Raw genomic sequence first — 25,043 nt, forward strand, 5'->3', positions numbered from 1 at the left:
TCAATCTATTCCTCATCTAATCAGCATCACTGCGATTAAATCTTACTACAATTAATTCAGAATCGGAAATCTATACAAAACCTATAGGAAACTTAAACATATTTAAATCCCGATTAACAATAGTAACAAAGCCATGACCAATCAACTAACATTCAAAACCTGGAACAGAATCAAACAAAAACTGACCCCCTATTTCTTTTTAATACCTGCTTTGTTTTTGCTGAGCTTAACCGTTTTTGTACCTGCACTGCAAGCTTTTTACCTGAGTTTTACCACCTATCAAGATATTGGGGAGTCCCCCAAATTTATAGGTATTGACAACTTTGTCCGGTTATGGTACGACCCCATATTCTGGCTAACCCTAGTTAATACTATTGTTTACCTGGTGGGAGTTGTACCAGTTCTAGTTATTCTACCCTTACTTCTAGCAATTTTAGTGAATCAAAAATTACGGGGAATGAGTTGGTTTAGAACTGCTTATTACACACCCGTAGTAATTTCCATGGTAGTTGCTGGTATTGCTTGGAAATGGTTATATGCAGAAAATGGTTTATTAAATCAATTAATCAAAACTTTGGGTATCTTTACCGATGGGATTCCTTGGTTAACCAGTCCAGATAAAATTTTAGGAATTGTGCCCATTTCCCTGGCCAGCGTTATGGTTGTGACTATTTGGAAGGGTTTGGGATATTACATGGTTATTTATCTAGCTGGTTTACAATCTATTCCCGAAGACATTTATGAAGCTGCTGCTATTGACGGTTCTGAAGGTATTCGTCAACATATAGACATTACTATTCCCCTAATGCGTCCCTATTTAGCTCTAGTAGCAGTTATTTCCGCTATTTCCGCTACTAAAGTTTTTGAAGAAGTTTACATTATGACTGGTGGTGGACCTCTCAATAGCTCTAAAACAGTTGTTTATTACTTATATGAGCAAGCGTTTAGTAATCTACAATTGACGTACGCTTGTACTATTGGGTTAGTCCTATTCGTGATCATTTTAGGATTATCCTATTTACAGATAGGAATTACCCGAGAGCGTTAAAATCTTCTTTCAAACTCAATTACCCCACGAGTATCATCTGTGAAGTTACTAGACCCACGAAGGCGTAAGTTGTCGTCTAGTCTATAGTTGAAACCCCATTGTAAAGGATCCTGAGTAGTAATAATTTTAATAGTTGAGAAAGAAAACTTGTCAAAGATATCCATACCAGCTTCCAAAGCCAATTCCACTGTTGAATTAGTTAAAGTTGAATTAATGAAACTGGAATTAGTTCTATTAGATTGTGGTTTCTGAGATAGAACTGTAGGAAAAACCCGTAACTCACTTAATCCAATAGCATCGCGAATAAAATTAAACCCCATTTGTAAATAATTTGCCACAGCAGATCCAGCAATATTAATCAAACCAAATGTGGTGTCACCACGCGTTTGGTTATCAACAAATTCACTCCCTAATCCCCCCAGCAAAGTAATAATTTCGGTTTGAGAGCGGGAGGGAATACTTTTCATTTCCAGATTATCATTCAACTGATCTGCATAACCCTTAACCCGTGCTTCTATCCGGATAGTTTCTAATTTGGATAATCCTGTAGAAATTTCCCTGGTTAGATCTGTAGTCTTGATCCCATCCAATACCTTGGCAAAAAGTTTCACATCTAATTCAGGTATACGGGGTCTGAATTCCCTAAAAGTGGCTGTGTGCTCATAGTTACGTATTAAATTAAATTGAGTGGTAAATAAATTTACTCCTCCCCTAAATAATCTAATACTTCCTGTAGGGATGAGATTATTTAATTCACCATTAATATTTAACTTTCCCCTGGAAAGGAAATTGAATACAGGTGGACTGGCTATTTGCATCCCCTGCTCTAAGGTAATTTGCAGATCTTGAAATCTCATAGATCCACTATTATTTTGATTGGTAGGTTTTACCTGTTTAGTAGGAATAGGTAATAGGGGGGATAGGTTATTTTGATAGGGTGGACTACCAATTCCATCCTCAGTTTGGGATGAATTAGCAGTTTGAGATTCTGTGAGTAAAACTTGCCCATTTGATAATGCTATATCACCACCTATCAGTGGTTGTAATGCAGATCCAGTGATTACTAAATTACCACTGGCATTACCTTTGTACAATCCCTTGATATTTAGTAATAATTGTTCCAGCTTGACACTCAAAGGGTTATTGATTTGGATATTTTTACTAGTAAAAATGGGAATTTCTCCTGCAACTTCTATTTTACCTTTACTAAATAGTCCTTGGACATTATTCACCGATACTCTATCAAAGTCGAAGTCCGCTTGTCCGGAAACATCCGTAAGTTTATCCACTAAGTTTGGCACTAGAAATGTGGCATTTTTTAGAGAAGCAATACCTTTAACTATTGGTTTTCTTTGAGTTCCCCGAATGGCTAAATTTACTTCACCTTCACCATTTTCAAAAGATACTTGATCCGTAAACAAATTCAACAGTCCTAAACCCTCATTTTTCACCTTCATGTTTAGGATAATGTTGCTATTTGGTACCACGGATGCAAATGGTAATTTATAGGGAATATCCCCGTTAATCTCAACTGGTTCTCTACCAGAGGCCAAAATTTTACTGTCGAACCTTAAACGGCCATCAGTATAACTAAAACTTGCATTTGCCGACTCTATAGGCTTTTGATTAAGTTGTGCTTCTGTAATTGTTAATTCTCCTCTAGTTTGAGGATTAGCTAAACTACCGGCGATCGCTGCATCAACATTAATATTACCATTAATTCCCACTGGCAATTTGACAAATCTGTTTAATATTTTTGTGGAAAGATTGTTAACCGTTAATTTTCCCGACTGTGTTGCACCACCTATATTTCCAGTAAAGGATAGGAGCTGGTTTCTTTCTTGAATCCGCAGCGGTTGCAAGCTTAAGATCCCTCGCTCCAAATTGCCCTCTGCCAGAATTTTTTCCACTTTATAAAAGCGATCAGGTTCGGTTGGTCTACCCCAAGCAAAGTTTTCTCCTGCTAGTTTAAATTTTAGTGCTAGTCCAGTTCTTGCACTCATGTTCACATCAATATCACCGCCAAAAGTTCCTTTGATATCTTTCAAATCTGGAATAGGTTGAGAATTGGAGCGATTTTTATTTTCTGCTGCAATAATTTCATCAACCTTGTCAAGTTGTTGTATTCTTTCTCCTAAAGATGGATTTACTTTAGTCAGTGAGTTGATTTTCAAATCAGCTGCTACGCCATATTTTGGCAATCTGAAACCCCTTCCCAAATCTTGAAGTTCAAAGATTTGTGCCAGGGTGAGTAAATTTTCGATTTTGCTTTGACTGATACTGATTTTACTTTGTAATTCCGGTCCCTGGCGAGTTTGTTGCAAACTGCCATCAAATAGATAGCGACTTTCACCACTGACAAATTCCCCATTTGTGATAGTAGTTCTCTTACCATTGGTGTTATAATCGAATTCTGTCTTAAACAGGTCTCCCTTAATTCTAGCTAGTTGGGGTTTAATGATCTCAATATTTCCTCTGCTGGCTAAATTACTGTAATTTATCTGCAGGTTTCCAGTCAATAAGCCAGCTATACTTCCCTTACCTATAATTGGATTATCCGGTAAATTAAAGTTTAACTTTTCCAGGGGTAAGTTGTTAGCTTCAATAGCCAAGTTCTCCCGTGCCAAGTTTCCCTCAACTGACATTTGTTGCAACTTGACTAAAAACCTACCCGATAGATTATTCATTTTGTTATTAGTCTTTAAGTTGGCAGTCAATCTATCTGTTTTGCCAGATAAATCCAAACTTAAATCTTGACCTTGAACTAAGTTAATGTTGCCATCTAATAATGGTTCAAAGGAAAATTTCTCTACCTGTAAGTTTTTTAAACCTAGCCTACCTATAACATTAGGGGTAGTAATTTTACCAGTAATTTCGCCTTGAAAATCTGCCTTTCCTCTTACTTTTAAAGGAACGGAAAATGGCAATTGTTGAAAATCATAATCTTGGGCTTGCAAACTAATTTTCAGTTCGCCAAATTCTGGCATTCCTGGTTGTTGAGCATTGGCCAAAATATAACCTTTGGCATGGAAGTTACTACCCCTAAGTTGGGCAATGTTTAATTGCTGACCACTCCAATATATACCAGCTGCTATGGGTGAGTTAATCCCTCCCCTAATTTGATTAAATTGTACCTCACCTGCTGCACGCACATCCGCCAATTTAGCTGACCCTAGAATACCAGCTAGTTGTAATTTTACACCAATTTCACCGGCCAGTTGTTTATTGATCCGATTTAATTTTATACCATAACCGCTGACCATGGCTTGGTAAGAACCTTTACTAATTTTAATTCCAGAAGCAGTAATTTTTCCCCCGGCAATATTTATTCCTGCTACTCCATTTATTTGAATATTTTCCGGTTGCAAATTTTCTAGAGATCCAGCAATATTTAACTGACCTCCTAATCCTCCCTTTAATTCAGGTGGCATGGATGCTAATTTTTGTATGGGCAAGTTAGCAATTGCTACTTTAGCTTGATAATTGCCATCACTAACTCTGATTTTCTGGATGTGAATTCCACCATTATCAATTTGTAGTCTAGCTTGTCCACTAGCATTTAAGGTTTTGAGATTTATATTTTCTGTGTCACCAACAATAGTTAATTTACCCCCTAAAGGATAATTAAGAATGGGTGGGGATTGCCTAAGTATTTTGGCAACCTGCAGATTCTCAGTGACCAGGTGGGCAGTAAATTTATTGTTATTTAGTTCTACACCAGAAAGCCCTATTCTACCACCCGCAATATTGATATTTAACTGCTCTGGTTGAATATTAGTAATTTTTAAGTCGTCAGAAGTTCCCGACACAATTAACTTACCATTAAGCTCTGCGTCGGTTAGGTTAATATTGTCTAGGTTATTTTCTAGTTTGGTTTTCAATAGGCTTTCAAGATTTGCTAATCTGATATTGTTTGCTTGGGCGATCGCCTGCCACTTTTGACGATTATAATTTCCATAAGCTCGGACTATATTGCCATTGATATTGACGGTGATATTAGGAAAATCAATGCTGTTATCGGGGTTAATAACTGTTTCTCCAGTTAGGGGATATGTAGCTTGTGGAGCTTGCCATTTTACCCAGGTCTGAAGATTGCTAGTTTTTCCTGATATATTGGCGGTGGCTGATAGTTTACCGATTTGAAAATCGGCATTATTTCTCTGACTATAAACTTGAGATAAGGCATCACCGTCTAGATTTTTGGCACTTAAATTCATGCTTACTTCCGGTATTTGACCTAGGGTAATTTTTCCAGCTCCAGTCAGTTCACCACCTAAACTAGATACCACTTGAATCTCTTTGAAATCTATCTGAGGTGTGCGGGTAGTTAGTTCAAATTTGCCGCTGACTTTCTCAAAATCCAGGCGATCAATTTGGGCATTTTTAAGATTACTTACCTGACCCGAAAGCACGGGTTGAGAAATATCACCTAAAAATTGTAAATCGGCTTTTAATACACCAGCTACGGGAACAGGTAACTTAATTTTTAATGTTTCTAGAGCTTGGGAAGCACTCACAGCATTGACAACTCCACTTAAATTAAACCCCCGTTTCCGGTCAATTGAACCTTTAGCCACCACAGGAATTTTGCCATAATTGCCCACCAAATTATCTATCTCAATTGCCGATCCCTGAAACTTGATATTCCCCTGGGTATTATTAAAAGGTTGTGGTATTTTTCCTAATTGCCAATTTACCCCTTGTAAACTTGCATTGCCATATAATAAAACCGGATCTTCTGGTGTCAATTCGATTTTTATGTCACTATTAATCTTGCCCGCTCTTACTTTTATATCTGCTGGAATTAAACGACTAATATCGGCTATATATAAATCTTTAGTTTTTACATTTACATTGCCCATAAGTGTTGGTTTAGTTTCCATATCCCCCGCTATAGAAATATCACCACCACTTTGATTCTTTCCAGTTAGGTCAAATTTAAATTTTTGATTGTTATCTAATAACTGAACCCTACCATACAGTCCCGCAAAAGTAATGGGAACTGATGAAGTAATGCTGCTCCCTAGTTTCTCCAACCCTTGATTTGGTATCAACACTAATCTAGCGTTGCGAATACTTAATTTGCTTAAATCAGTTTTAACGATTCCTGGTTCCCTAGGGGGAGCAATAGTGGTGGTAATCCACCGTTGCTGATTATCCTGCTCAATATAGATATCCGGGTTGATTAATGTAACATCTAATTTGATTTGACGGTTAACTACCAAATTCCATGGGTTAAAACTTACATCTACTGCTTGGACAGTTATTCTATCGGAATCTGTGGTAGTTGGGGGAATACTAGAAGCAGCAAACCGCACTCCAGTTAGAGAAAATTCTTTCACTGGTCCGAGTAGCACGGGACGGTTTAAAGTTGAGGTTAGTCCATTTTGTGCTAGGGGTACTAGATCCCTGTGGATAAACCCCCTCAACCACCACATTCCACCCATTAATAGAACTACCACAAACCCACCCAAGGCTATGCTACCACGGGTCAAAAACAGCCACCATAAGGTTTTACTGGAGTTGGCTGCTGTTCGACAATTTCTGGACATAGCTAGACATTCCTTTATGTTTGGGTACTTTTTCAGGCATAACTGTAACCGTCTTTGCGATGAATAGGCTTTTCCATGTATTCGAGTTTGATGCCTATCCGCTTCTTTCCAGTGGAACGAAGTTTGACATAGTTTAATTTGGTCGGTTTGACCAGTCCTTAGTAATGTGTTCCTCGACAATGAAAAACAGGCTTGTCATGGTAGTTCAGAGGGCTTTCTAAGATGTCTCGCCTTTTGTTGAAGTTACCGACAGAGCTACAAACTGGAGTTAATTTGTAGGTGTCATGACCTGTCTTTCGTAGCCAACCTTACCTGATGGTAGGTAACTCTTTTTTATGGCGGAGTCATGCACGCTCACCCCACCTACCCAGATTGTTAATATCTGGGTAGGTTTGGGTAGACATTAATGAGCGGGTTTGTGGGAAGGATGGAGGGGAAGTGTTGGACATGATAGAATTATGAATCTTGAGTGAGAAATTCCTAGTCTATAGTTAGCACAATTTCTGGGAATCTAGGCAATATTTTGACTTTTAATTCCTAGATATTTTCCAGAAATCTATGCCATATCTATATGAAAATGAGGAAAATATCCCTTCCTAATTACCTTCTCGTAATTTATCCAACACGCTCCGATCCTCCAAAGTAGACGTGTCACCATATACCTCTTGACCTGCTGCTAAACTCCGTAGCAACCGACGCATGATTTTACCCGATCTAGTTTTTGGTAAAGCATCGGTAAATCTAATTTCACCGGGACGGGCGATCGCTCCTATTTCTTTAACTACGTGTTGTTTTAATTCTTTACTTAATTCTTCACTTCCTTTATGAGTTCCCTCTAAAGTAACGAAAGCCACAACTTCTTCACCTTTTAATTCGTCGGGTTTACCAACCACAGCAGCTTCAGCAACAGCGGGATGGGAAACCAGAGCAGATTCAACTTCCATAGTCCCTAAACGGTGTCCAGAGACGTTGAGCACATCGTCCACGCGTCCCATCACCCAGAAATAGCCATCTTCATCTTTTCTGGCACCATCACCAGCAAAATAAGTGTAATTGCCTTCTTTTGGGGGTATGTGTTCCCAATAGGTACGACGGAACCGATCGGGATCACCATAAACGGTTCGCATCATTCCTGGCCAGGGATAGCGCACTGCTAAATAACCACCTTGGTTATCAGGGAGGGAATTACCTTCCAGGTCTACAATATCGGCTATAATACCTGGGAAAGGACGGGTTGCAGATCCGGGTTTGGTTGGTATGGCTCCGGGTAGGGGTGTAATCATAATGCCACCGGTTTCCGTTTGCCACCAAGTGTCCACAATCGGACAACGTTCACCACCAATTACCCTATAGTACCACATCCAGGCTTCGGGATTGATGGGCTCTCCCACAGTACCCAATAATCTCAGGGATGAAAGATTTCTGGCTTTTGGATGATGTTCTCCCATTTTTATAAATGCTCGGATGGCCGTGGGAGCGGTATAGAAAATAGTTACCCCATATTTTTCAATCACATCCCAAAAACAACCGGGATTAGAAGATCTGGGCGCACCTTCGTACATGACTGTAGTTGCCCCATTGGATAATGGTCCATATACTATATAACTGTGACCCGTAATCCAACCCACATCAGCTGTGCACCAGTAGACATCTGTATCCTGAAGATCGAAAATCCATTTGGTGGTAATATGACTATATAGGTTATAGCCACCTGTGGTATGAACTACTCCTTTGGGTTTGCCAGTACTACCAGATGTGTAGAGCACAAATAACATGTCCTCACTATCCATGGGTTCAGCTGGACAATCGGCGGAGACGTTCTTCCCTAAATCATGCCACCAGTGGTCGCGTCCCGGTTCCATTTGAGTTTGTTGTCCCGTACGTTTGACCACTAACACATCCGTCACACTGGGGACAGAATTATTGTTTAGGGCTAAATCTACTTGTTCCTTAAGAGCTACAATTGTGTCCTTACGCCAACCTCCATCAGCCGTAACCACTACCTTTGCTTGTGCATCATTCAATCGATCGCGCAGTGCCTCAGCACTAAATCCACCAAACACAACACTATGAGGTGCACCAATCCTGGCACAGGCTAACATGGCAATGGCTGCTTCTGGTATCATAGGCATATAAATACCCACCAGATCTCCCTTTTGCACTCCTAATTGTTTCAGAACATTAGCAAACTGACAAACTTCCCGATGAAGTTGGGCGTATGTCAGAGTGCGACTATCCCCCGGTTCACCTTCCCAAATAAGAGCTGCCTTATTTTTACGCCAAGTTGTCAGGTGACGGTCAAGACAGTTATAAGATATATTAGTCTTGCCATTAACAAACCACTTAGCAAAGGGAGGTTGCCAATCTAAGACAGCATCCCATTTAGTGAACCAATGTAACTCTTTTTCTGCCAAATCCGCCCAAAACAGTTCAGGATTTGCCCTGGCAGCATCATATAGAAGTTGGTACTCTTCTAGACTTTTAATATTAGCCTGTTGGGAGAAATTACTGGTGGGGTGGAAGAGACGTTTTTCTTGTAGTATGGATTCTATAGTTGTTTGAGACATAATTGCTTGTCAAAATGGGTGTGACCAAGACCTATATATAACAAATTCTCGCCAAACAGTATTGATTGTTAAAAAACTTAGTGTTCATGGGTAGACTAGGTCATCCGGTAGACTGTAAATAATTATTAAGAGATGATGGAATAGCCAAAGTATAGTATACTTGGCTCAAGATGGATTTTGCACCGGACAAAAGCCCCGGGTCGTTAAAAGACATCAGTTCAAAAAATTTTTTAAACCAAAACTTTAACAAGAAGGAAACGGAAATACATAAAGAACAATATGAACCATATATCCAGATATTATGAGGTTGATTGAGAACAGTTTAGTAGAGTTAATTACTCAAAAGTAGGGCCTAGTTTGCAAGCAAAAGATATCAAGGAGCAACTAAAGTCATTGAGTCAGACAGCCATGACGATAGATCCCCAATTAGCCAAAAGACTAGATGAGGTCAATCGTTGGGTAAAATGTATTCGTCCCGGTTCCCTAACAGCCAAACCCTATGTGCTGGCATTTCTCCTGGAAGTAATTACAGACTCAAGAATTTGGCTAGTAATTCAATCAACATCGGACCCAGGGGCCAAAAAAGCAAAATTTGAGCAGATGACCGCTAATGAAAGGTATTGGTATGGTTATTTGTTCCCTAGATGGATTAACTCAAGTGATACCAAATTTTACATTTGGAAGAAAAAAATTATGGCGGGGGAATTTAATCAGTTGGATAATGATATTATTAGACTAATGGCCCAAGAGATAGAACGTCGGGAGGGTCAGGTTTGGCAACGCTATATTGCTGATCTTTCCATGGCTACAGACCTAATAGTGAGTAACCATCAACATAAACCACTTTGTATCCAAGTTACCAGCGTCAGTAAAGAGTTACATGCGAAAAAATATGACAAGTGGCAACACGCCTTGCAAATTTGGGAAATAGAGAGAGGATTGTTTCTAAGTTATGATCCTGCTAACAATGACTTTATTCGTCAGTCAGTAAATGTGGTGCTGTATAACAGTGATCATCTTTCTCAGGGTAAATACTTGAAATTTTCCTGATAGTGGATTTTTGATGTCCGTTGCCCAAATTGTCTAAAATGTTACCAGATCACAACAGCATTTATGCTCAATCAAAAAGAAATGAACAGCATTACTCAAGTGGATGAATTGGCTGAGATTTTAACAGCGGCCCGCAGAATGCAGCAAGAGTGGTTAGAGTATGGAGTAAATTATGTACATCTTTACGTAGAAGATGTGGAGGGGGATTGGTTAGAGAAGTGGGGTGGAAATGAAGAGGTAGTAGAAAATCTGTTATTGGATCAGATCAAGGAATTTTTGGTAAGCAACGATGACATCGCGGTAAAAATTAGGCATAGTTTGCGGGATAGGCCACTTTTTGAATTGGCAGTAGATTTAGCAGCATATTTGGGGGTTGATTCAGGGGAGCGAAAAGTGTCTGTACTGATGGATATTTTAAGTAATTACCTAGATTTGTGTGATCTGGATTTAATTGATTTAGCCAGTAGATTAATGGTTGATGTTTTCCCGATTTATTAGGAGAGTTCCCTCAGTCACAGTCAACTTACTAAGTAAGCTTGCGAGCGTTAGTTCCCGAATCGGTTAAAATCATGGTACACTGGTTGGTAACTTTGGGGAAAAACGGCTAAACACCGGGAAATTTTCCGTATTCCACAGTTGCTGTTATTTTAAATCCTTCCTGACTGAAAAATTGCAATGTTAGACCAAATATCACAGTACCTACAATTTAATATTAGTATAGAAGCACCTATAGTGCTAATGGTTCTGGTTTTCCTGGAAGCTGTGTTGTCTGCAGACAATGCTATTGCTTTAGCTGTAATTGCCCAGGGACTAGAAGATAAAAAACTAGAACGTCGGGCTCTGAATTTAGGACTGATTATAGCTTATATCCTGAGAATCAGTCTACTACTAACAGCTACCTGGGTACAACAATTCTGGCAATTTGAATTGTTGGGCGCTCTCTATCTGTTATGGTTGGTATTCCAACATTTTACATCTGAGGAAAAAGCAGATCATCACCACCATGGGCCAAGATTTAAATCTTTGTGGCAAGCTATACCTGTAATCGCTTTTACTGACCTAGCTTTTTCTTTAGATAGTGTGACTACAGCCATAGCGGTTTCCCAGGAAACATGGTTAGTTTTAACAGGTACAACTATTGGGGTAATTACACTGAGATTTATGGCGGAGCTATTTATTCGCTGGTTAGATGAATATGAAAACCTAGCAGATGCAGGTTATATCACTGTGGCATTAGTAGGTTTACGTCTATTGTTAAAGTTCCTAAACGAAGCTTTTGTTCCCCCCCAATGGTTAATGGTGGGTGCTATCGCTATAATTTTGGTTTGGGGTTTCTCTAAGCGGAATATTGTTGGTGAAGTTGAAATAGAACAAACAGAGGAAACGGAAAAAACCCAGGTTTAATGGAACGGGAAGAATAGGAAATCTATCTTCCCCATTCCTAATCCCCTAATCTATTCTGCTAACCAAGGAGCTAGATGAGGTGTCCAGTTGACCAACTCCTCCTCCTTAAACCATAGTGAAATTTCTCTTTGTGCAGTTTCAATCGCATCAGATCCGTGGATCAGGTTGCGACCAATGTTAATCCCAAAATCACCGCGAATTGTGCCTGGTTCTGAGGTTAAGGGGTTAGTAGCACCGATAATTTTTCTAGCAGATGCAACCACACCTTCACCTTGCCAAACCATAGCCACCACCGGACCAGAAGTGATAAACTCAACCAAGCTGGCAAAAAAAGGTCTTTCCTTATGAACATCATAATGCTGTTCAGCCAGTTCCTTACTGACCTTCATAAACTTTAAACCCACTAGGGTAAAACCCTTGGTTTCAAAGCGACGGATAATTTCTCCCGCAAGTCCCCGTTGGACTCCATCAGGCTTAATGGCAATAAAAGTGCGTTCCAAAGCTGTCTCCAAAGGCATAAAAAAGTCATCTGCGATTATTGTTAATGGTATGTACCACTTTTGTCTAGTAGTTCCAGGAAGAAATATGAACCAAGATTTAACACAAAAATGGTTATCAGAAATTCAAAACCTCCAACAGCAAATGTTGCAACTGCAAAAAGAACATGATCAAGCCTGGGAAACTTGTGAAAAATGGCGACAGCTCTATAATACTGAGTCCGAACAACGCCGCGCTGATGCAAGTATGTATCAACAACAAATTATTGCTTTAAAAGCTGAATTTGAATTGTTTGAACATGTAAGCACTCACTCCCAGGAATGGGAAACTACTCAAAGAGATATAGAAATCTATGCATTTATGTCCATGGAGGAGTTAAAAAATCAACTCCTGAACATTACACAAGAACGCGATCGCCTGGTACGAGCATTAAAGTTAGAACAAGAGAACCATCAAAAAACCCGAATTAATCTAACCACAGCACTGGGTGATGCCATTGATAGTCTAACCGAGTGGAAGGCCAAGGTGGAAGCTTAACAACATTCATTAACGGAGAGGTTGATTAAAAACCCATAGCTTGGGCTACAGCATTTAAATTAGCTGGTATACCTTGTTTAAACTGGGCATGACTGTGTTTAATAGCTGTATCTGGGTCTTTGAGACCATTCCCCGTGAGGACACAAACCACTGTCGCACCGGTGGGCACTTGATCCTTGACCTTGAGTAAACCAGCTACAGAAGCTGCACTAGCAGGTTCACAGAAAATCCCCTCTGATGAAGCTAACAAACGATAAGCATCCAAAATTTCCCCATCTGTGACAGCATTAAAACTACCCTGACTAGCAGTTTGAGCTAGCACCGCTTTTTCCCAACTCGCTGGATTGCCAATCCTAATCGCCGTCGCTATGGTGTCGGGATTTGCCACTGGATGACCATCAACTAGAGGTGCTGCTCCCGCTGCTTGAAAACCCATCATTTTCGGTAGGCGATCGCATTTTCCTGCTTGGTGATATTGACAAAAACCCATCCAATATGCTGTGATGTTGCCAGCATTTCCCACAGGAATACATAGCCAATCGGGAGCATTACCCAAAGCATCAACTACCTCGAAAGCTCCCGTTTTCTGACCTTCCAACCGGTAGGGATTGACGGAATTTACCAGGGTAATGGGGTAATGGTCTGCCATTTCCCGCACAATTTCCAGAGCTCTATCAAAATTGCCCTGAATAGCTAACACCTGGGCACCATACAATAGGGCCTGTGCTAACTTGCCCAAAGCCACATAACCATCGGGAATCAGTACAAAGGGACGCATTCCCCCCCTTTGGGCATAGGCAGCCGCAGCAGCAGAGGTGTTGCCTGTACTAGCACAAATTACTGCCTTAGCACCTGCTTCCTTGGCTTTGGTAATAGCCATAGTCATTCCCCGATCTTTAAAACTACCAGTGGGGTTGAGACCATCATATTTAACAAATACCTTAACCTGTTTACCAATGCGCTGTGCGATCGCTGGCGTAGGAATTAAGGGTGTATTACCCTCCAGTAGGGTTACCACTGGAGTGTTTGCACTTACAGGTAAGTAGTCGCGGTAGGCTTCTATTAGACCTGGCCAAGGTTGGCGATGAGATTTAGCAACAGACAAGCTCAAAGTCACAGTATTCTAAACTTCTTAACTAGAAATTGGGAATGGGAGGATTGGGATTTGATTAATTAATAGTCTCAATCACTTTACCATGTCAGGGACTACATATCCCAGGAACAAGGTACGATCACGGTCGTCGATTACAAAAGACCTGACTGATGAGAATATCTAATCAGAAGTATACAATATTTTAATAAAGATTAAGATTACTTTATTATAATATCTCTAGTGGTGTGAGTTTAGTTCAGAAAAAAAGATAACAACTATGTCAATGTCAACCTTATCTTCCAGTGTTACGACCTGCGAGTCTCACAGTGAGCTAGTAAAAAAGCTAACTAAGGCCTACTACCAGGACGAACAGCAAGAAAAATTTATTGGTCTGCAGACGGAAATTGACTCTCTGCTGCAACACTTACAAAACCTCAAGACAGAAAACCTCAAGACTAACCATTAAAAAGGTGGGCCAGAACGTCTACCCAACCTAACTTTCACTGATCAACAATTTTCTAAGCGTTCTGGCTAACTATATTGCAAAAGAGAATTTGGTTTATTGAAGTTTAAGGAGATATGTGAAACATTACGGTTACACCCATGTTAGTGGAAATATAAGGCTATAAAATAGAAAGGGTTTGGCCATTAACCAAACCCGAATATAAATCCAGTGCATAACAACATCCCAAATAAATTTAACCTACTTGGTTTTTAGTTACATCCTCCTAAAGAATGTTTACAAATCCCAAAACAGCTGATATTAATCTTCCTAGGTGTGATCTTGATGGTGATCCGGTCTCGGGTGACCGTGCCCTAATAGTTTAGATATCCAGGGGATGGCAATAAAAACACTTGATAATATCAATAAGAATATGGAGATAGCAAAAATTTGATCTTTGGGAATTTCCAACACTCCACGTAAAATTATCTCTCTTAAAGCTGAAACAATAGTAATTTCTACCGCTGCACCTACAGATATATTATGTTCTTGCAGATAGTCAACTAAGAGTCGAAATAACTCTACAAGTATTAAAATAAACAGAATATCAGATGTTACTTCCCGTAAATCAAGGGGACGAAGGAAGGAAATAAACATATCCCCTAATCTTAGTAGCATGACACAAAACAACCCAACACAAAGAGAAATAACAATAATATCCTGAAAAATTTCTAAATTGCGAACAATTCTGTCACGATGGAACCAACTACTTACCTTTATAATTATTCCACTAGGCATAAACTTACAAGTAATTCTATTATTGCTGGTGTTAGCTAATAATCTTAAATGAAAATTACCATTTATAATGTTTAATCAGAGCCAATCGGTAACTTTATTAAGTTTTGTATAGCAGTTTATAAAGAAAATATGTGAAAAAACAGACATCATGAAATATTGACTCTATAAACATTCATAAGGGGAATCTGAGGTAATTGGTAATCAGGACGTATCTTAATTTGTCATCATTGACCAAAGAGTAACTATTGTTCTTTTCAAAAAGGACGCAACTATTATGACTAAACCCTACCTATCTCCGGATGATTTGCCCACATATAAAACCATGCAAATCAGTGAATTATTAATGACTCAACTGGAAGAGGTCACAAAAAAACGATTTTTTCTAGCTTGTGAAAATAAAGTACGCCTTTTATTATCCAGTTGTCATTGGTACTTCAAAGTTAATGGTGGTATTTTAATGTTAATGATGACATGTCACGATATTGAGAGTTACCAAAACATCATGACTAGCGTTCCCTACTTAGCGGACAAATTAAGGCGCTTTGCCAATAAAGCCAGAATTAGTATTAGTTCACCAGTAAATAATGGTATTCCTTGGGTAACGAGCATAGAGCAAGATGAAGGGGATATAAGTTATTAAACCTATTAAGCTAGCCACCTAAACATCCATTTCCGCTAATTCTAGCCAGCGCTCAGTGGCAACATCTATAGCTTGTTTAAGCGATTCTATCTGTTCATAGAGGTTTTGTACTTGGGTATAATTTTCTGGTGCAACAGTGAGTAATGATGTTTCCACTAGAGCTCTTTGTGCTTCCAAATCGGCGATTTTAGCTTCCAATTGCTCAAATTCCCGTTTTTCCCAGTTGGATAATCGTCGACGTTTTTTATTCTGTACTTCTTGATCACCGGGTTTTGGTTGAGTGAGGTTTTTGGATTTTTCTTTGCGATTATCCTTGGCATTAATTGTTTCTTGTTGGGTTAATTCCTCAGATTTTTTGTAATCTAAATAGACTGAATAATTTCCAGGGTATTGGCGTAAATTACCACCCTCTTCTAGAGCAAAAATAGTATCTACTGTTCGATCTAAAAAATATCGATCATGGGAAACTACTATGACAGATCCCACAAAGTCTTCCAGATATTCTTCCAAAACCGATAAAGTCTGGACATCTAAATCATTAGTTGGCTCATCTAAAATTAGCACATTGGGCGCACCAATTAATAATCTTAATAAAAATAAACGCCGTTTTTCTCCTCCAGAAAGTTTATGAATAGGTGCATATTGTTGGCTCCCGGGAAATAAAAATCTCTCTAACATCTGAGAAGCTGTGATTTTTGTCCCATCGGCAATTTTGACAAATTCTCCCTCTTCTTTGATATAATCAATTACCCGTTGATTATCATTAACTGCTGATATTAACTCTTCCGAATGTTGGTCAAAGTAAGCAATATGAATGGTACTTCCAATTTCCACCGTACCAGCATCTGGTAAAGTCCTTCCAGTTATCATGTTCATTAGGGTAGATTTACCAGTACCATTACCACCAATAATGCCGATTCTATCTTCAGGACTAAATTCATAACTAAAGTTATTAATTAGGGTTTTTCCGTCATAGGATTTGTAAATATTACTCAATCCAATCACTTTTTTGCCAATGCGCCGACCAATGGTGGAAATGTCAACTTTACCTTGAGCTTGCTTGAATTCAGTTTCCCTCATGGACTCAACTCGTTGAATTCGGGCTTTTTGCTTAGTACTCCTAGCCTTAGGTCCCCTTTTCAACCATTCCAGTTCCCTTCGTAATATCCCTTGATGTTTACGTTGACTGCTTACAGCAGATTCTTCCGCCAATGCTTTCTTTTCTAAATAATAGGAATAATTACCGGAGTATGTATAAATATCACCCCTATCAATTTCTATAATTCTATTAGTTACTTTATCCAAAAAATACCGATCATGAGTAATCAGCAGCAAAGCTCCTCGAAACCGATTTAAGTAACTTTGTAGCCATTCTACAGATAAAGCATCCAGATGGTTTGTTGGTTCATCCATAAGTAAAACATCTGGTTGAGCTAATAGTGCTGTGGCTAAGGCTATACGTTTTCTATAACCCCCGGACAAGGTTCCAACTTTCACCTCAAAGTCACCAATTCCCAATTTCGTGAGAATAATTTTAGCATTGGTTTCTAATTCCCAGGCCCCAGTAGCATCCATGCGCTGCATTACTTCTGACAACCTGGACATTAATAATGTATCCTCGGGATAATGGGCTAATTTATCTGAAAGTTCTTCATACTCCTTCACTAATTTCGTATGTTCACCACTATCCATAAATATCTGTTCTAAAACTGTCAAGTTTTCATCTATATCTGGCTGTTGTGGTAGATAGATAATTTTTGCACCAGAGTTAGTCAGAATTTGTCCCCCATCTATTGGCTCTATTCCCGCTATCATCTTTAATAATGTAGATTTACCAGAACCATTAGTACCAATCAGACCTACTTTCTCTGTCCCATCTATACTAAAGGTCGCTTCTTTTAATATCTCTTTAATACCAAAGTCTTTTTTAACTGATTGTAGTGTAATTAAGCTCATATAGTTTAGCAGTTCTTAATTCGATTAAGCATAAATATTTATAGCTGTTCCCATTTCCCATTCCCCCTAAACCACAAATAAATCAAGGGGTAAATGTCCATACATTTCATTCACACCACCAGGATAGTTGGATTGACAGGAAACTAAGACTCCACGATGATGTCCCACATAACTATCTAAGTAGCATAGTCCATTTTTACCGTTTAATTTGATATACACTGGTCCTTCTGGATGAGGTAAATCATCCGGTGCTTGATAACCAAAAGCGTGAGAATAGGTTTTCATAGCTAATATTCCCTGTTCAACATTATCAGCACAAATGCCTAAAATCTGATAGTCAGACCGTTTTGTCATCAGGATGATTGCTTCCCGAGTTAGGGCTTTCTCCAGGGGTTTGAGAACCGGTGCTATATCTAAGCAGTTAAATTTGTTTAGGATCTTTTTCGCTTCTGCTACGGTCAGGTTTGTAGGATTAGATATTGACATACGGCAATCCGGTTGTAAGTTGACTGGTTAAATTCAAAGAGTGAACAGGGGGTTCCAAAAGGTGGTATGGTCTCACATCTTATATATTCTACAAATTATCCTATGTTTAGGCGATCGCTTGGTGCTGTGTAATTCTTAGTTAGTTGGGCGCACCGTTCATGTTAGAATAGTTAACACTTAATTTTCTCCCGATTATGTTTAACAATCCAAACCCGCAAACAAGTAATAGCAAGTGGCATAAACAGCTAGATAAGTTCGTCAAAGAAAATCAGCAGGAGTTAGCGGCCTTATTTTGGGGTTTGTGGTTAGAAAATGGCAATAGTCAGGGGACTATTGGTATTGATTTAAAGCCTCATCCTCACTTTGTCTATTGTCCTCAAGAAGCAGTGGAAAAATTAAATGAACGGGTTGAAAAACGACTCCAAGAACTTTTGGGAATCATAGATAATAATAACCCAGAAACGGAGGTTTTAATGATTGGGATTGGCCAAGGAGAAATTAAGTTGATTCAGTTTGTTCCTGAATCGTCACCCCGCACATGCTTTGAACGGGTGAACCAAGATGTGGATACTCTATTAGAGTTGTTGGAGCAGAAAATGATTGAGCAGATAGCGGTTTAATTACCTAACTTTCCTGTTCATCAAAACATTTACGCATAGCACAATATAATATATTCAACACGGAGAATATAATGCACAGAAAACGTCTCACTGATCTTCTACAAGAGGAAGTTCAAAATTTCACTCCCCCCTCGGATAAATCTGTGGTTGAAACTACGGACAAACAGGTTCCGGATCTGGAACTGGCTGGAGATGGATCTAACTCTGTCACCATATCTGTGTCAAGTAATTCCACCAGTGATAATTCTAATGGTCTGCACTGGGGAATTACAGTACAAGAACTTCAGGAATCCCTAAACAGATACCATGTACGAGAAACTGCTATGCAGCAGGAAATCAGTGAGTTGAAGAACGCCTTATCAGAACAAAGGTCTCTATCGGAGAAATTGGGTAAGGAACTCTACGAGACGAAAAAAACCGCTCTAAAATTGGCTGAATCCAATTCTACTCTAATAGAGGAAAACAATCAACTCAAACGGCAAACAGCTCAACAAGTCATACCCAATTGTACAGGGGAATCTGTCCAACAATCTGTCCAATCCACACAACCAACAAAAGATGTTGCCAAGTCCTTAGTTATCAATCCCAGAAAATCTTACAGTCCTCCAGAAATATTTATAGACAAGTCTAAAGTAGATACAAAAAAAGACGACTTTTCTAATAACGCTTGGTTATATGATTAAAATTTAAGGTAAGTTCCTTCTAGAATAAACAACTTCTCGTCTTGACAAAGTACCATGGTAGTACTAGGTCTTGCCCTTGCGTTCCCATTTCCATAAAAACGCCATTATAGCAACAATTCCTACTTGCAGGGCAAAATTAGGTAGAGCTTGATCAATGTTCCTACCGGCCAATATTTGAAAGAAAAACACAAAGGCACCTATAAGACCAGAAGCCCCCATACCAATATACACAAATTGTCTTAGTCCTTTATAGGGCGAAGCTATTTCAGCTTTTAAGCGATTTTTAATATTTGGGTCTAGCATTTTTTCCGAGATTGTGTTATGATTACATATTGTTTGTGCCGATGTAGCACAGTGGTAGTGCAGCTGATTCGTAATCAGCAGGTCGTGGGTTCAAATCCCATCATCGGCTTTAATTTCCATCCAGTTCCACACTGACAATTCCCGACCACTGAACTTTTTTCTCCCTTTGTCTTCGGTAAGAAAAAAAGTGTTCAGGGCATTGATACGTACAATAAGGAGCAACAGCAATTTGGGTTGAATTAATTCCTAACTCTTCCAATTGTAAAGCATTAATCCGACGGACATCCAAACGAATCTTGCCTGGTTCTGCATCGGGTAAAAAGGGAGAATCTGATAAACCTTGTAAAGTAGCAACTATTTCCTCCGGTTCATGGTCAGGTAAAATCGAACTTCCGATTTGAATTGCCACTTCCAGAGAAACTTGGTAAACCTCTCCAGCAATCGCAGGACCCATAGCAACGCGTAAATCCTCCAATCTAGTGCCATGAGATAGCATTTTTTCAATTGCTTGAGGAACAATTCTAGCTGCTGTACCCCGCCAACCTGCATGTAAAGCTGCCACTTTTCCTGTTTTTGCATCAGCGATTAAAATGGGCGTGCAGTCGGCAGAAGCGACCCAAACAGCTTGTTGCGCTTTTTGGGTAATTAAACCATCTGCTAAAGCCAGTTCATCACCAAAGTCAGTTAAATACTGATCTACTTCCTGGGGTGTCAACACAATATTACCATGAACTTGTTTTAAACGATAAGTGCTGGCCTGCGGTTGTAATACCCTGGTCAATTCATGAGGTGGGAGAGGCCAAAACTGCTGGGTAAAAAAACCATGGGACCAGGGTGTCAAAATACTACAAGTAAGATATGGTAGACCTTGCCATTCTTGCCATTGCCAAGTGTGCATCTGCAAATTAAAAAATAAATTAATAAAAAAACGACAAAACCAACAATTTAATTAATTTAAGGTAACACTATTATACATCATAATTTTTTGGTTTTGGTTACATTGACATCGGAAGGAAATTTGATATTAAGGTTAACATAATCTAATCACAATCTAATTAAAATCCATAAGTTTTCGTTTCTCTGTGTATTTTCACCTCAAAACAACTGCAAACTAACAACTTTCCCCATCACGACACAATATACTCAATGACTAATGTACTTTGGCTACAAGGTGGTGCTTGTTCTGGTGACACCATGTCCTTTTTGAATGGGGAGGATCCCACAGCTTGTGACCTGATAGCTGACTTTGGGATTAAGATTCTCTGGCATCCCTCCCTGGGTTTAGAAATGGGCACCAACCTACAAACCCTACTGTGGGAATGTATTTTGGGTAAAACTCCCCTGGATATCCTGGTGTTTGAAGGTACTGTGGTCAACGCTCCCAATGGTACTGGGGAGTGGAATCGCTTTGCTGACCGTCCCATGAAGCAATGGTTAGAGGATTTGGCCAAAGCTGCTAATTTTGTAGTTGCTATTGGGGACTGTGCTACTTGGGGGGGTATTCCCGCTATGTCACCTAACCCCAGTGAATCCCAGGGTTTACAGTTCCTCAAACGGAAAAAGGGTGGCTTTTTGGGTGAAGACTTTATCAGCAAAGGTGGTTTACCAGTAATTAATATCCCCGGATGTCCTGCTCACCCCGATTGGATATCCCAAATATTAGTGGCAATTGCTACTGGTCGTATTAGTGATATTGCGTTAGATGAACTACACCGTCCTCAAACCTTTTTTAATACCTTTGCCGAAACCGGTTGTACCCGTAATATTCACTTTGCTTATAGGGCGACAACTACGGAATTTGGCGATCGCAAAGGTTGTCTGTTTTATGACCTAGGTTGTCGTGGACCCATGACCCATTCCTCCTGTAATCGGATTTTGTGGAATGGAGTGTCATCAAAAACCCGTGCTGGTATGCCCTGTATTGGTTGTACAGAACCGGAATTTCCTTTTCATGATCTAAAACCGGGAACAGTATTTAAGACCCAGACCATTATGGGTGTTCCCAAGGAAATACCCCCGGGAGTTAATCCAAAAGATTATGCTGTATTCACGGTTGTAGCTAAGGATAGTGCACCAAAATGGACTGATGAGGATTTCTTCTTAGTTTAGATCTAAATAATTACTGTCTATAACCCATTGCTAATGCTGTAAAAATATGCCAATTCAAACATTAGACATTGCACCCGTTGGTAGAGTCGAGGGTGATTTAGATGTGCGGGTGGAAATAGAAGATGGATACGTGACAAACGCATGGACTCATGCGGAACTTTTTCGCGGTTTTGAAATCATTTTACGCGGTAAAGATCCCCAAGCAGGACTAATTGTTACTCCCAGAATTTGCGGTATTTGTGGTGGTTCTCATTTAAGTTCTGCATCTTGGGCTTTAGACACTGCTTGGCAAACAGAGGTTCCCAGAAACGCAATTTTGGCTAGGAATTTAGGTCAAATTGTGGAGACGATTCAAAGTATCCCTCGCTATTTTTACGGATTATTTGCTATTGATTTGACTCACCAGAATTATCGCAGTAGTCATTTTTACGATGAAGCTTGTCGTCGCTTTGCTGCTTTTACAGGTAAGTCATACGAGCTTGGTGTCACTATTTCCGCCAAACCTGTAGAAATCTACGCTTTATTAGGAGGACAATGGCCTCACAGCAGTTATATGGTCCCCGGTGGTGTGATGTGCGCCCCCACTCTCAGTGATATTACCCGGGCTTGGGGTATGTTAGAATATTTTCGCACTAATTGGTTGGAACCTGTATGGTTGGGTTGCTCTCTGGAACGATATGAGGAAATTCAAACATACGAGGATTTTCAAGCTTGGTTGGAGGAAGATATTAAACATAGAGAATCTGATCTAGGTTTGTATTGGCGCATGGGTTTAGAGATTGGACTAGACAAGTATGGTGTGGGTGTGGAAAAATTTGTCACCTGGGGATATTTACCTCATGAGGATAAATATAATAAACCTACTATTGATGGGCGCAATGCAGCAGTGATTATGAAGGGTGGGGTTTATGATAGCCACACAGACAAGCACTCTATAATGGATCAGGCTTTTACCCGTGAAAATTTGAGCCATTCTTGGTATGATGAAGGTACTCAAGACTGGCACCCAAGCGATCGTAACACTTCACCAACTATTAATAACCAAAAGGACTTTGTCGGTGCCTATTCTTGGTCTAGTGCAGTCCTTCATCAAGATTTAGGTAGATTGGAAGCAGGTCCTTTGGCACGTCAGTTAGTTGCAGGTAGCAATGGTGGAGAAACTTGGCAACATTATGACCCATTTATTTTGGATGTTTTTAAAAAAATGGGTGGTGCAAGTGTTCATCTCAGACAATTGGCTAGGGTTCATGAGCTAGTTAAGTTATATCGTCAAGCAGAACGTTGTTTGAGAGAGTTTAAATTAAACGAATCTTGGTATATTAAACCCCAAGAAAAAGATGGTAAAGGTTGGGGAGCGACGGAAGCAGCTAGAGGTGCTTTATGTCACTGGATAGAAATTGCTGAGGGTAAGATTAAGAGCTACCAGGTTATTGCTCCCGGAACTTGGAATATTGGACCTCGTGATAGTAACGGTCATCTTGGTCCTGTGGAGCAGGCGTTAATTGGTACTCCTATTACTGATCCTACGGATCCTGTAGAAGTAGGACATGTTGCTCGTTCTTTTGATTCTTGTTTGGTCTGCACTGTTCATGCTCATGATGCTAAAACCGGTCAGGAGTTGGCTCGCTTTCGCACTGCTTAAAGGAGTCAGGAGTCATTATCCCTTTTTTGGGTAAGTTTTTGCTCTATTCCTAAATTTCCCTGTAACCCACCAGTATGTATTAGTAATATTTTACTCGGTGGGAAAAATCCTTGTTTTAATAGGTCTATAACTCCATAAAACATTTTACCAGTGTATATATAATCTAGTGGTATATGATGTTCTTGATGGAATTGGTGACAGAATTTAATAAGCTCTTGATCTACTTTTCCGTATCCGCCAAAATGGTAATCATAGATTAATTGCCAAGGCGCGGGATGATTTACCAAAGTGGGTAAGTTAGAATTTAGGTAGTCTGTGATTAATCTGTCTATTTCCCCCTCTAAAAATCTGGCATCTTTCAATATAGGAAAGCCCATAATTCCTGTTGGTAAGTTGGTTCTGGACTTGGGTGATAGAGCAATACCTGTGAGGGTGGTAGCTGTACCACAAGCTAGGCAAATTATATCAAAAAATTGTATATCTTGCATGATTTCCATACACCCACGCACCCCATTTAAATTACCACCACCTTCGGGAATAATAAAGGTTTGATTTGAAGATCCTTGTAACTGTTTTTTGAATTCTTCCTGAACTTCTTGTGTATGACGTTGTCGGTAAGTTTGGCGATCGCAATATAATAGTTTCATACCTTGTTCCTGGGCGAAGCGCAGAGTAGGGTTCAGAGGTAGGGTTGGTTCTCCCCGGATGACACCAATAGTTTCAAAGCCAAAAATTCTACCCGCAGCTGCAGTAGCAAAAATATGATTGGAATATGCACCACCAAAGGTTAGCAAGCTGGAGCACTGGTTCTGTTTTGCTTCCAAAAGATTGTATTTCAACTTAAACCACTTATTACCATTTATACATGTATGTATGAGGTCTAAGCGTAAAACATATAACTCAATACTTAAATGGTCAGCTAAGGGATTGTGAATTTTTTGGATAGGGGGAGATAAAAATATTGACGACATTTGTATCAGCAGTTAATCTGGAAATATAAAATAACCGCTCAACAAGAATATTAGCAAATCCCAAGTATTTATGGCTAAGGTTTTTAACTCTATTACGGAGGAGTTACAAGGATTTATCGCCAAGCAACATATCTTTCTGGTTGGCACAGCTCCTTTAAGTCCCACGGGCCACGTTAATGTTTCTCCCAAGGGATTAGAGAGTTTCCGAGTCATTTCACCCCACCGGGTTGCTTATTTAGATTTAACAGGTAGTGGGAACGAAACCTCTGCTCATTTGTTAGAAAATGGCAGAATTACTTTCATGTTTTGTGCCTTCCAAGACCCCCCCTGCATCCTCAGACTCTATGGTCAGGGAAGAACTATTTTACCTGATGATTATGAGTGGGATCAATTGTATTCTTTATTTCCTCCCATAGTTGGAACCAGACAAATCATTGTTGCGGATATTGACAGAATACAAACTTCCTGTGGTTTTGGAGTACCACTTTATGAATACCAAGGACAAAGACAAACTTTGATCAGTTGGGCTATGAAAAAGGGCGAACTAGGTATTAGAGAATATCATCAGCGGCAAAATTTTGTTAGTATTGATGGGTTGTCAACTCCTTTGTCTCAAGTGCATTACCAAAAATAACTCTCAGGAG

22 protein-coding genes and 1 tRNA gene are annotated in these 25,043 nt (G+C 39.6%); 13 read left to right on the forward strand and 10 right to left on the reverse strand.

Features of this window, described 5'->3' with window-relative positions; genetic code table 11:
• Positions 1-133: 133 nt before the first annotated feature.
• The gene (locus tag IAR63_RS09845) at positions 134-1,048 is read left to right on the forward strand and encodes a carbohydrate ABC transporter permease (protein ID WP_187705146.1); all 915 of its coding nucleotides are present in this window, start codon (positions 134-136) and stop codon (positions 1,046-1,048) included.
• Here IAR63_RS09845 and IAR63_RS09850 read toward each other — a convergent pair.
• Both IAR63_RS09850 and acs read right to left on the reverse strand, forming a co-directional pair.
• The gene (locus tag IAR63_RS09850) at positions 1,045-6,600 is read right to left on the reverse strand and encodes a translocation/assembly module TamB domain-containing protein (RefSeq protein WP_235678221.1); all 5,556 of its coding nucleotides are present in this window, start codon (positions 6,598-6,600) and stop codon (positions 1,045-1,047) included. The two genes, IAR63_RS09845 and IAR63_RS09850, sit on opposite strands and share 4 nt — an antisense overlap.
• Positions 6,601-7,196: 596 nt before the next feature.
• A complete protein-coding gene (acs, locus tag IAR63_RS09855; protein WP_187705147.1) occupies positions 7,197-9,167 on the reverse strand; it encodes an acetate--CoA ligase in 1,971 nt (656 codons plus the stop codon).
• Between the two features lie 357 nt (positions 9,168-9,524).
• On the opposite strand from acs, the gene IAR63_RS09860 reads away from it, so the two are divergent.
• The 3 genes from IAR63_RS09860 to IAR63_RS09870 all read left to right on the forward strand — a co-directional run bounded on the left by IAR63_RS09860 (position 9,525) and on the right by IAR63_RS09870 (position 11,621).
• Positions 9,525-10,217 carry a hypothetical protein gene (locus IAR63_RS09860; protein WP_187705148.1) on the forward strand — a complete coding sequence of 231 codons (693 nt, stop codon included), beginning with the start codon at positions 9,525-9,527 and terminating at the stop codon, positions 10,215-10,217.
• Between the two features lie 63 nt (positions 10,218-10,280).
• The gene (locus IAR63_RS09865) at positions 10,281-10,715 is read left to right on the forward strand and encodes a hypothetical protein (RefSeq protein WP_187705149.1); all 435 of its coding nucleotides are present in this window, start codon (positions 10,281-10,283) and stop codon (positions 10,713-10,715) included.
• Between the two features lie 177 nt (positions 10,716-10,892).
• Positions 10,893-11,621, forward strand: a complete 729-nt coding sequence (locus IAR63_RS09870) for a TerC family protein (protein ID WP_187705150.1) — start codon at positions 10,893-10,895, stop codon at positions 11,619-11,621.
• Positions 11,622-11,671: 50 nt separating this feature from the next.
• On the opposite strand, the gene ndk is transcribed toward IAR63_RS09870, so the two are convergent.
• Positions 11,672-12,121, reverse strand: a complete 450-nt coding sequence (ndk, locus tag IAR63_RS09875; RefSeq protein ID WP_187707433.1) for a nucleoside-diphosphate kinase — start codon at positions 12,119-12,121, stop codon at positions 11,672-11,674.
• A gap of 85 nt (positions 12,122-12,206) precedes the next feature.
• Here ndk and IAR63_RS09880 point away from each other — a divergent pair, with 85 nt between their 5' ends.
• Positions 12,207-12,656: a hypothetical protein gene (locus tag IAR63_RS09880; RefSeq protein ID WP_187705151.1), complete on the forward strand. Its 450-nt coding sequence runs from the start codon at positions 12,207-12,209 to the stop codon at positions 12,654-12,656.
• 25 nt (positions 12,657-12,681) lie between these two features.
• Here IAR63_RS09880 and thrC read toward each other — a convergent pair whose 3' ends face one another.
• Positions 12,682-13,773 carry a threonine synthase gene (gene thrC, locus IAR63_RS09885; protein ID WP_187705152.1) on the reverse strand — a complete coding sequence of 364 codons (1,092 nt, stop codon included), beginning with the start codon at positions 13,771-13,773 and terminating at the stop codon, positions 12,682-12,684.
• A 253-nt stretch (positions 13,774-14,026) separates the two neighbouring features.
• Between thrC and IAR63_RS09890 the strand changes: the two genes are divergently transcribed.
• Complete coding sequence (locus IAR63_RS09890) at positions 14,027-14,215, forward strand: hypothetical protein (protein ID WP_187705153.1); 189 nt, start codon at positions 14,027-14,029, stop codon at positions 14,213-14,215.
• A 306-nt stretch (positions 14,216-14,521) separates the two neighbouring features.
• On the opposite strand, the gene IAR63_RS09895 is transcribed toward IAR63_RS09890, so the two are convergent.
• Entirely contained in the window at positions 14,522-14,989 is a 468-nt protein-coding gene (locus IAR63_RS09895) for a phosphate-starvation-inducible PsiE family protein (RefSeq protein ID WP_187705154.1), read from the reverse strand.
• A gap of 274 nt (positions 14,990-15,263) precedes the next feature.
• Here IAR63_RS09895 and IAR63_RS09900 point away from each other — a divergent pair, with 274 nt between their 5' ends.
• Complete coding sequence (locus IAR63_RS09900; RefSeq protein WP_187705155.1) at positions 15,264-15,629, forward strand: hypothetical protein; 366 nt, start codon at positions 15,264-15,266, stop codon at positions 15,627-15,629.
• An 18-nt stretch (positions 15,630-15,647) separates the two neighbouring features.
• Here IAR63_RS09900 and IAR63_RS09905 read toward each other — a convergent pair whose 3' ends face one another.
• Positions 15,648-17,585 carry an ABC-F family ATP-binding cassette domain-containing protein gene (locus tag IAR63_RS09905; RefSeq protein ID WP_187705156.1) on the reverse strand — a complete coding sequence of 646 codons (1,938 nt, stop codon included), beginning with the start codon at positions 17,583-17,585 and terminating at the stop codon, positions 15,648-15,650.
• 66 nt (positions 17,586-17,651) lie between these two features.
• The gene (locus IAR63_RS09910; protein WP_187705157.1) at positions 17,652-18,071 is read right to left on the reverse strand and encodes a DUF1824 family protein; all 420 of its coding nucleotides are present in this window, start codon (positions 18,069-18,071) and stop codon (positions 17,652-17,654) included.
• A 194-nt stretch (positions 18,072-18,265) separates the two neighbouring features.
• On the opposite strand from IAR63_RS09910, the gene ccmS reads away from it, so the two are divergent.
• Together ccmS and IAR63_RS09920 are read left to right on the forward strand one after the other, a co-directional pair.
• Positions 18,266-18,691 (forward strand): beta-carboxysome assembly chaperone CcmS, encoded by a 426-nt coding sequence (gene ccmS / locus IAR63_RS09915; RefSeq protein WP_187705158.1) that lies wholly within the window; start codon positions 18,266-18,268, stop codon positions 18,689-18,691.
• 71 nt (positions 18,692-18,762) lie between these two features.
• On the forward strand, positions 18,763-19,374 hold the full coding sequence (locus IAR63_RS09920; protein ID WP_187705159.1) for a hypothetical protein: 612 nt from the start codon (positions 18,763-18,765) through the stop codon (positions 19,372-19,374).
• Positions 19,375-19,437: 63 nt separating this feature from the next.
• Here the strand turns inward: IAR63_RS09920 and IAR63_RS09925 are convergent, their stop codons facing one another.
• Positions 19,438-19,677: a DUF3493 domain-containing protein gene (locus IAR63_RS09925; protein ID WP_187705160.1), complete on the reverse strand. Its 240-nt coding sequence runs from the start codon at positions 19,675-19,677 to the stop codon at positions 19,438-19,440.
• A gap of 37 nt (positions 19,678-19,714) precedes the next feature.
• Here IAR63_RS09925 and IAR63_RS09930 point away from each other — a divergent pair.
• Positions 19,715-19,786 (forward strand) — tRNA-Thr (locus tag IAR63_RS09930).
• On the opposite strand, the gene pgeF is transcribed toward IAR63_RS09930, so the two are convergent.
• Entirely contained in the window at positions 19,787-20,575 is a 789-nt protein-coding gene (pgeF, locus tag IAR63_RS09935; RefSeq protein WP_187705161.1) for a peptidoglycan editing factor PgeF, read from the reverse strand. It abuts the tRNA gene before it with no gap.
• Between the two features lie 248 nt (positions 20,576-20,823).
• On the opposite strand from pgeF, the gene IAR63_RS09940 reads away from it, so the two are divergent.
• Positions 20,824-21,786: a hydrogenase small subunit gene (locus IAR63_RS09940; protein ID WP_187705162.1), complete on the forward strand. Its 963-nt coding sequence runs from the start codon at positions 20,824-20,826 to the stop codon at positions 21,784-21,786.
• Positions 21,787-21,832: 46 nt separating this feature from the next.
• The gene (locus IAR63_RS09945) at positions 21,833-23,428 is read left to right on the forward strand and encodes a nickel-dependent hydrogenase large subunit (RefSeq protein WP_187705163.1); all 1,596 of its coding nucleotides are present in this window, start codon (positions 21,833-21,835) and stop codon (positions 23,426-23,428) included.
• A 5-nt stretch (positions 23,429-23,433) separates the two neighbouring features.
• Here the strand turns inward: IAR63_RS09945 and IAR63_RS09950 are convergent, their stop codons facing one another.
• The gene (locus tag IAR63_RS09950; protein WP_187705164.1) at positions 23,434-24,399 is read right to left on the reverse strand and encodes a 1-aminocyclopropane-1-carboxylate deaminase/D-cysteine desulfhydrase; all 966 of its coding nucleotides are present in this window, start codon (positions 24,397-24,399) and stop codon (positions 23,434-23,436) included.
• Between the two features lie 70 nt (positions 24,400-24,469).
• On the opposite strand from IAR63_RS09950, the gene IAR63_RS09955 reads away from it, so the two are divergent.
• Positions 24,470-25,033 (forward strand): pyridoxamine 5'-phosphate oxidase family protein, encoded by a 564-nt coding sequence (locus IAR63_RS09955; RefSeq protein ID WP_187705165.1) that lies wholly within the window; start codon positions 24,470-24,472, stop codon positions 25,031-25,033.
• Positions 25,034-25,043 lie beyond the last annotated feature (10 nt).

The sequence above is a fragment of the Cylindrospermopsis curvispora GIHE-G1 genome (assembly GCF_014489415.1).
In the GTDB taxonomy this organism is placed as follows: domain Bacteria; phylum Cyanobacteriota; class Cyanobacteriia; order Cyanobacteriales; family Nostocaceae; genus Raphidiopsis; species Raphidiopsis curvispora_A.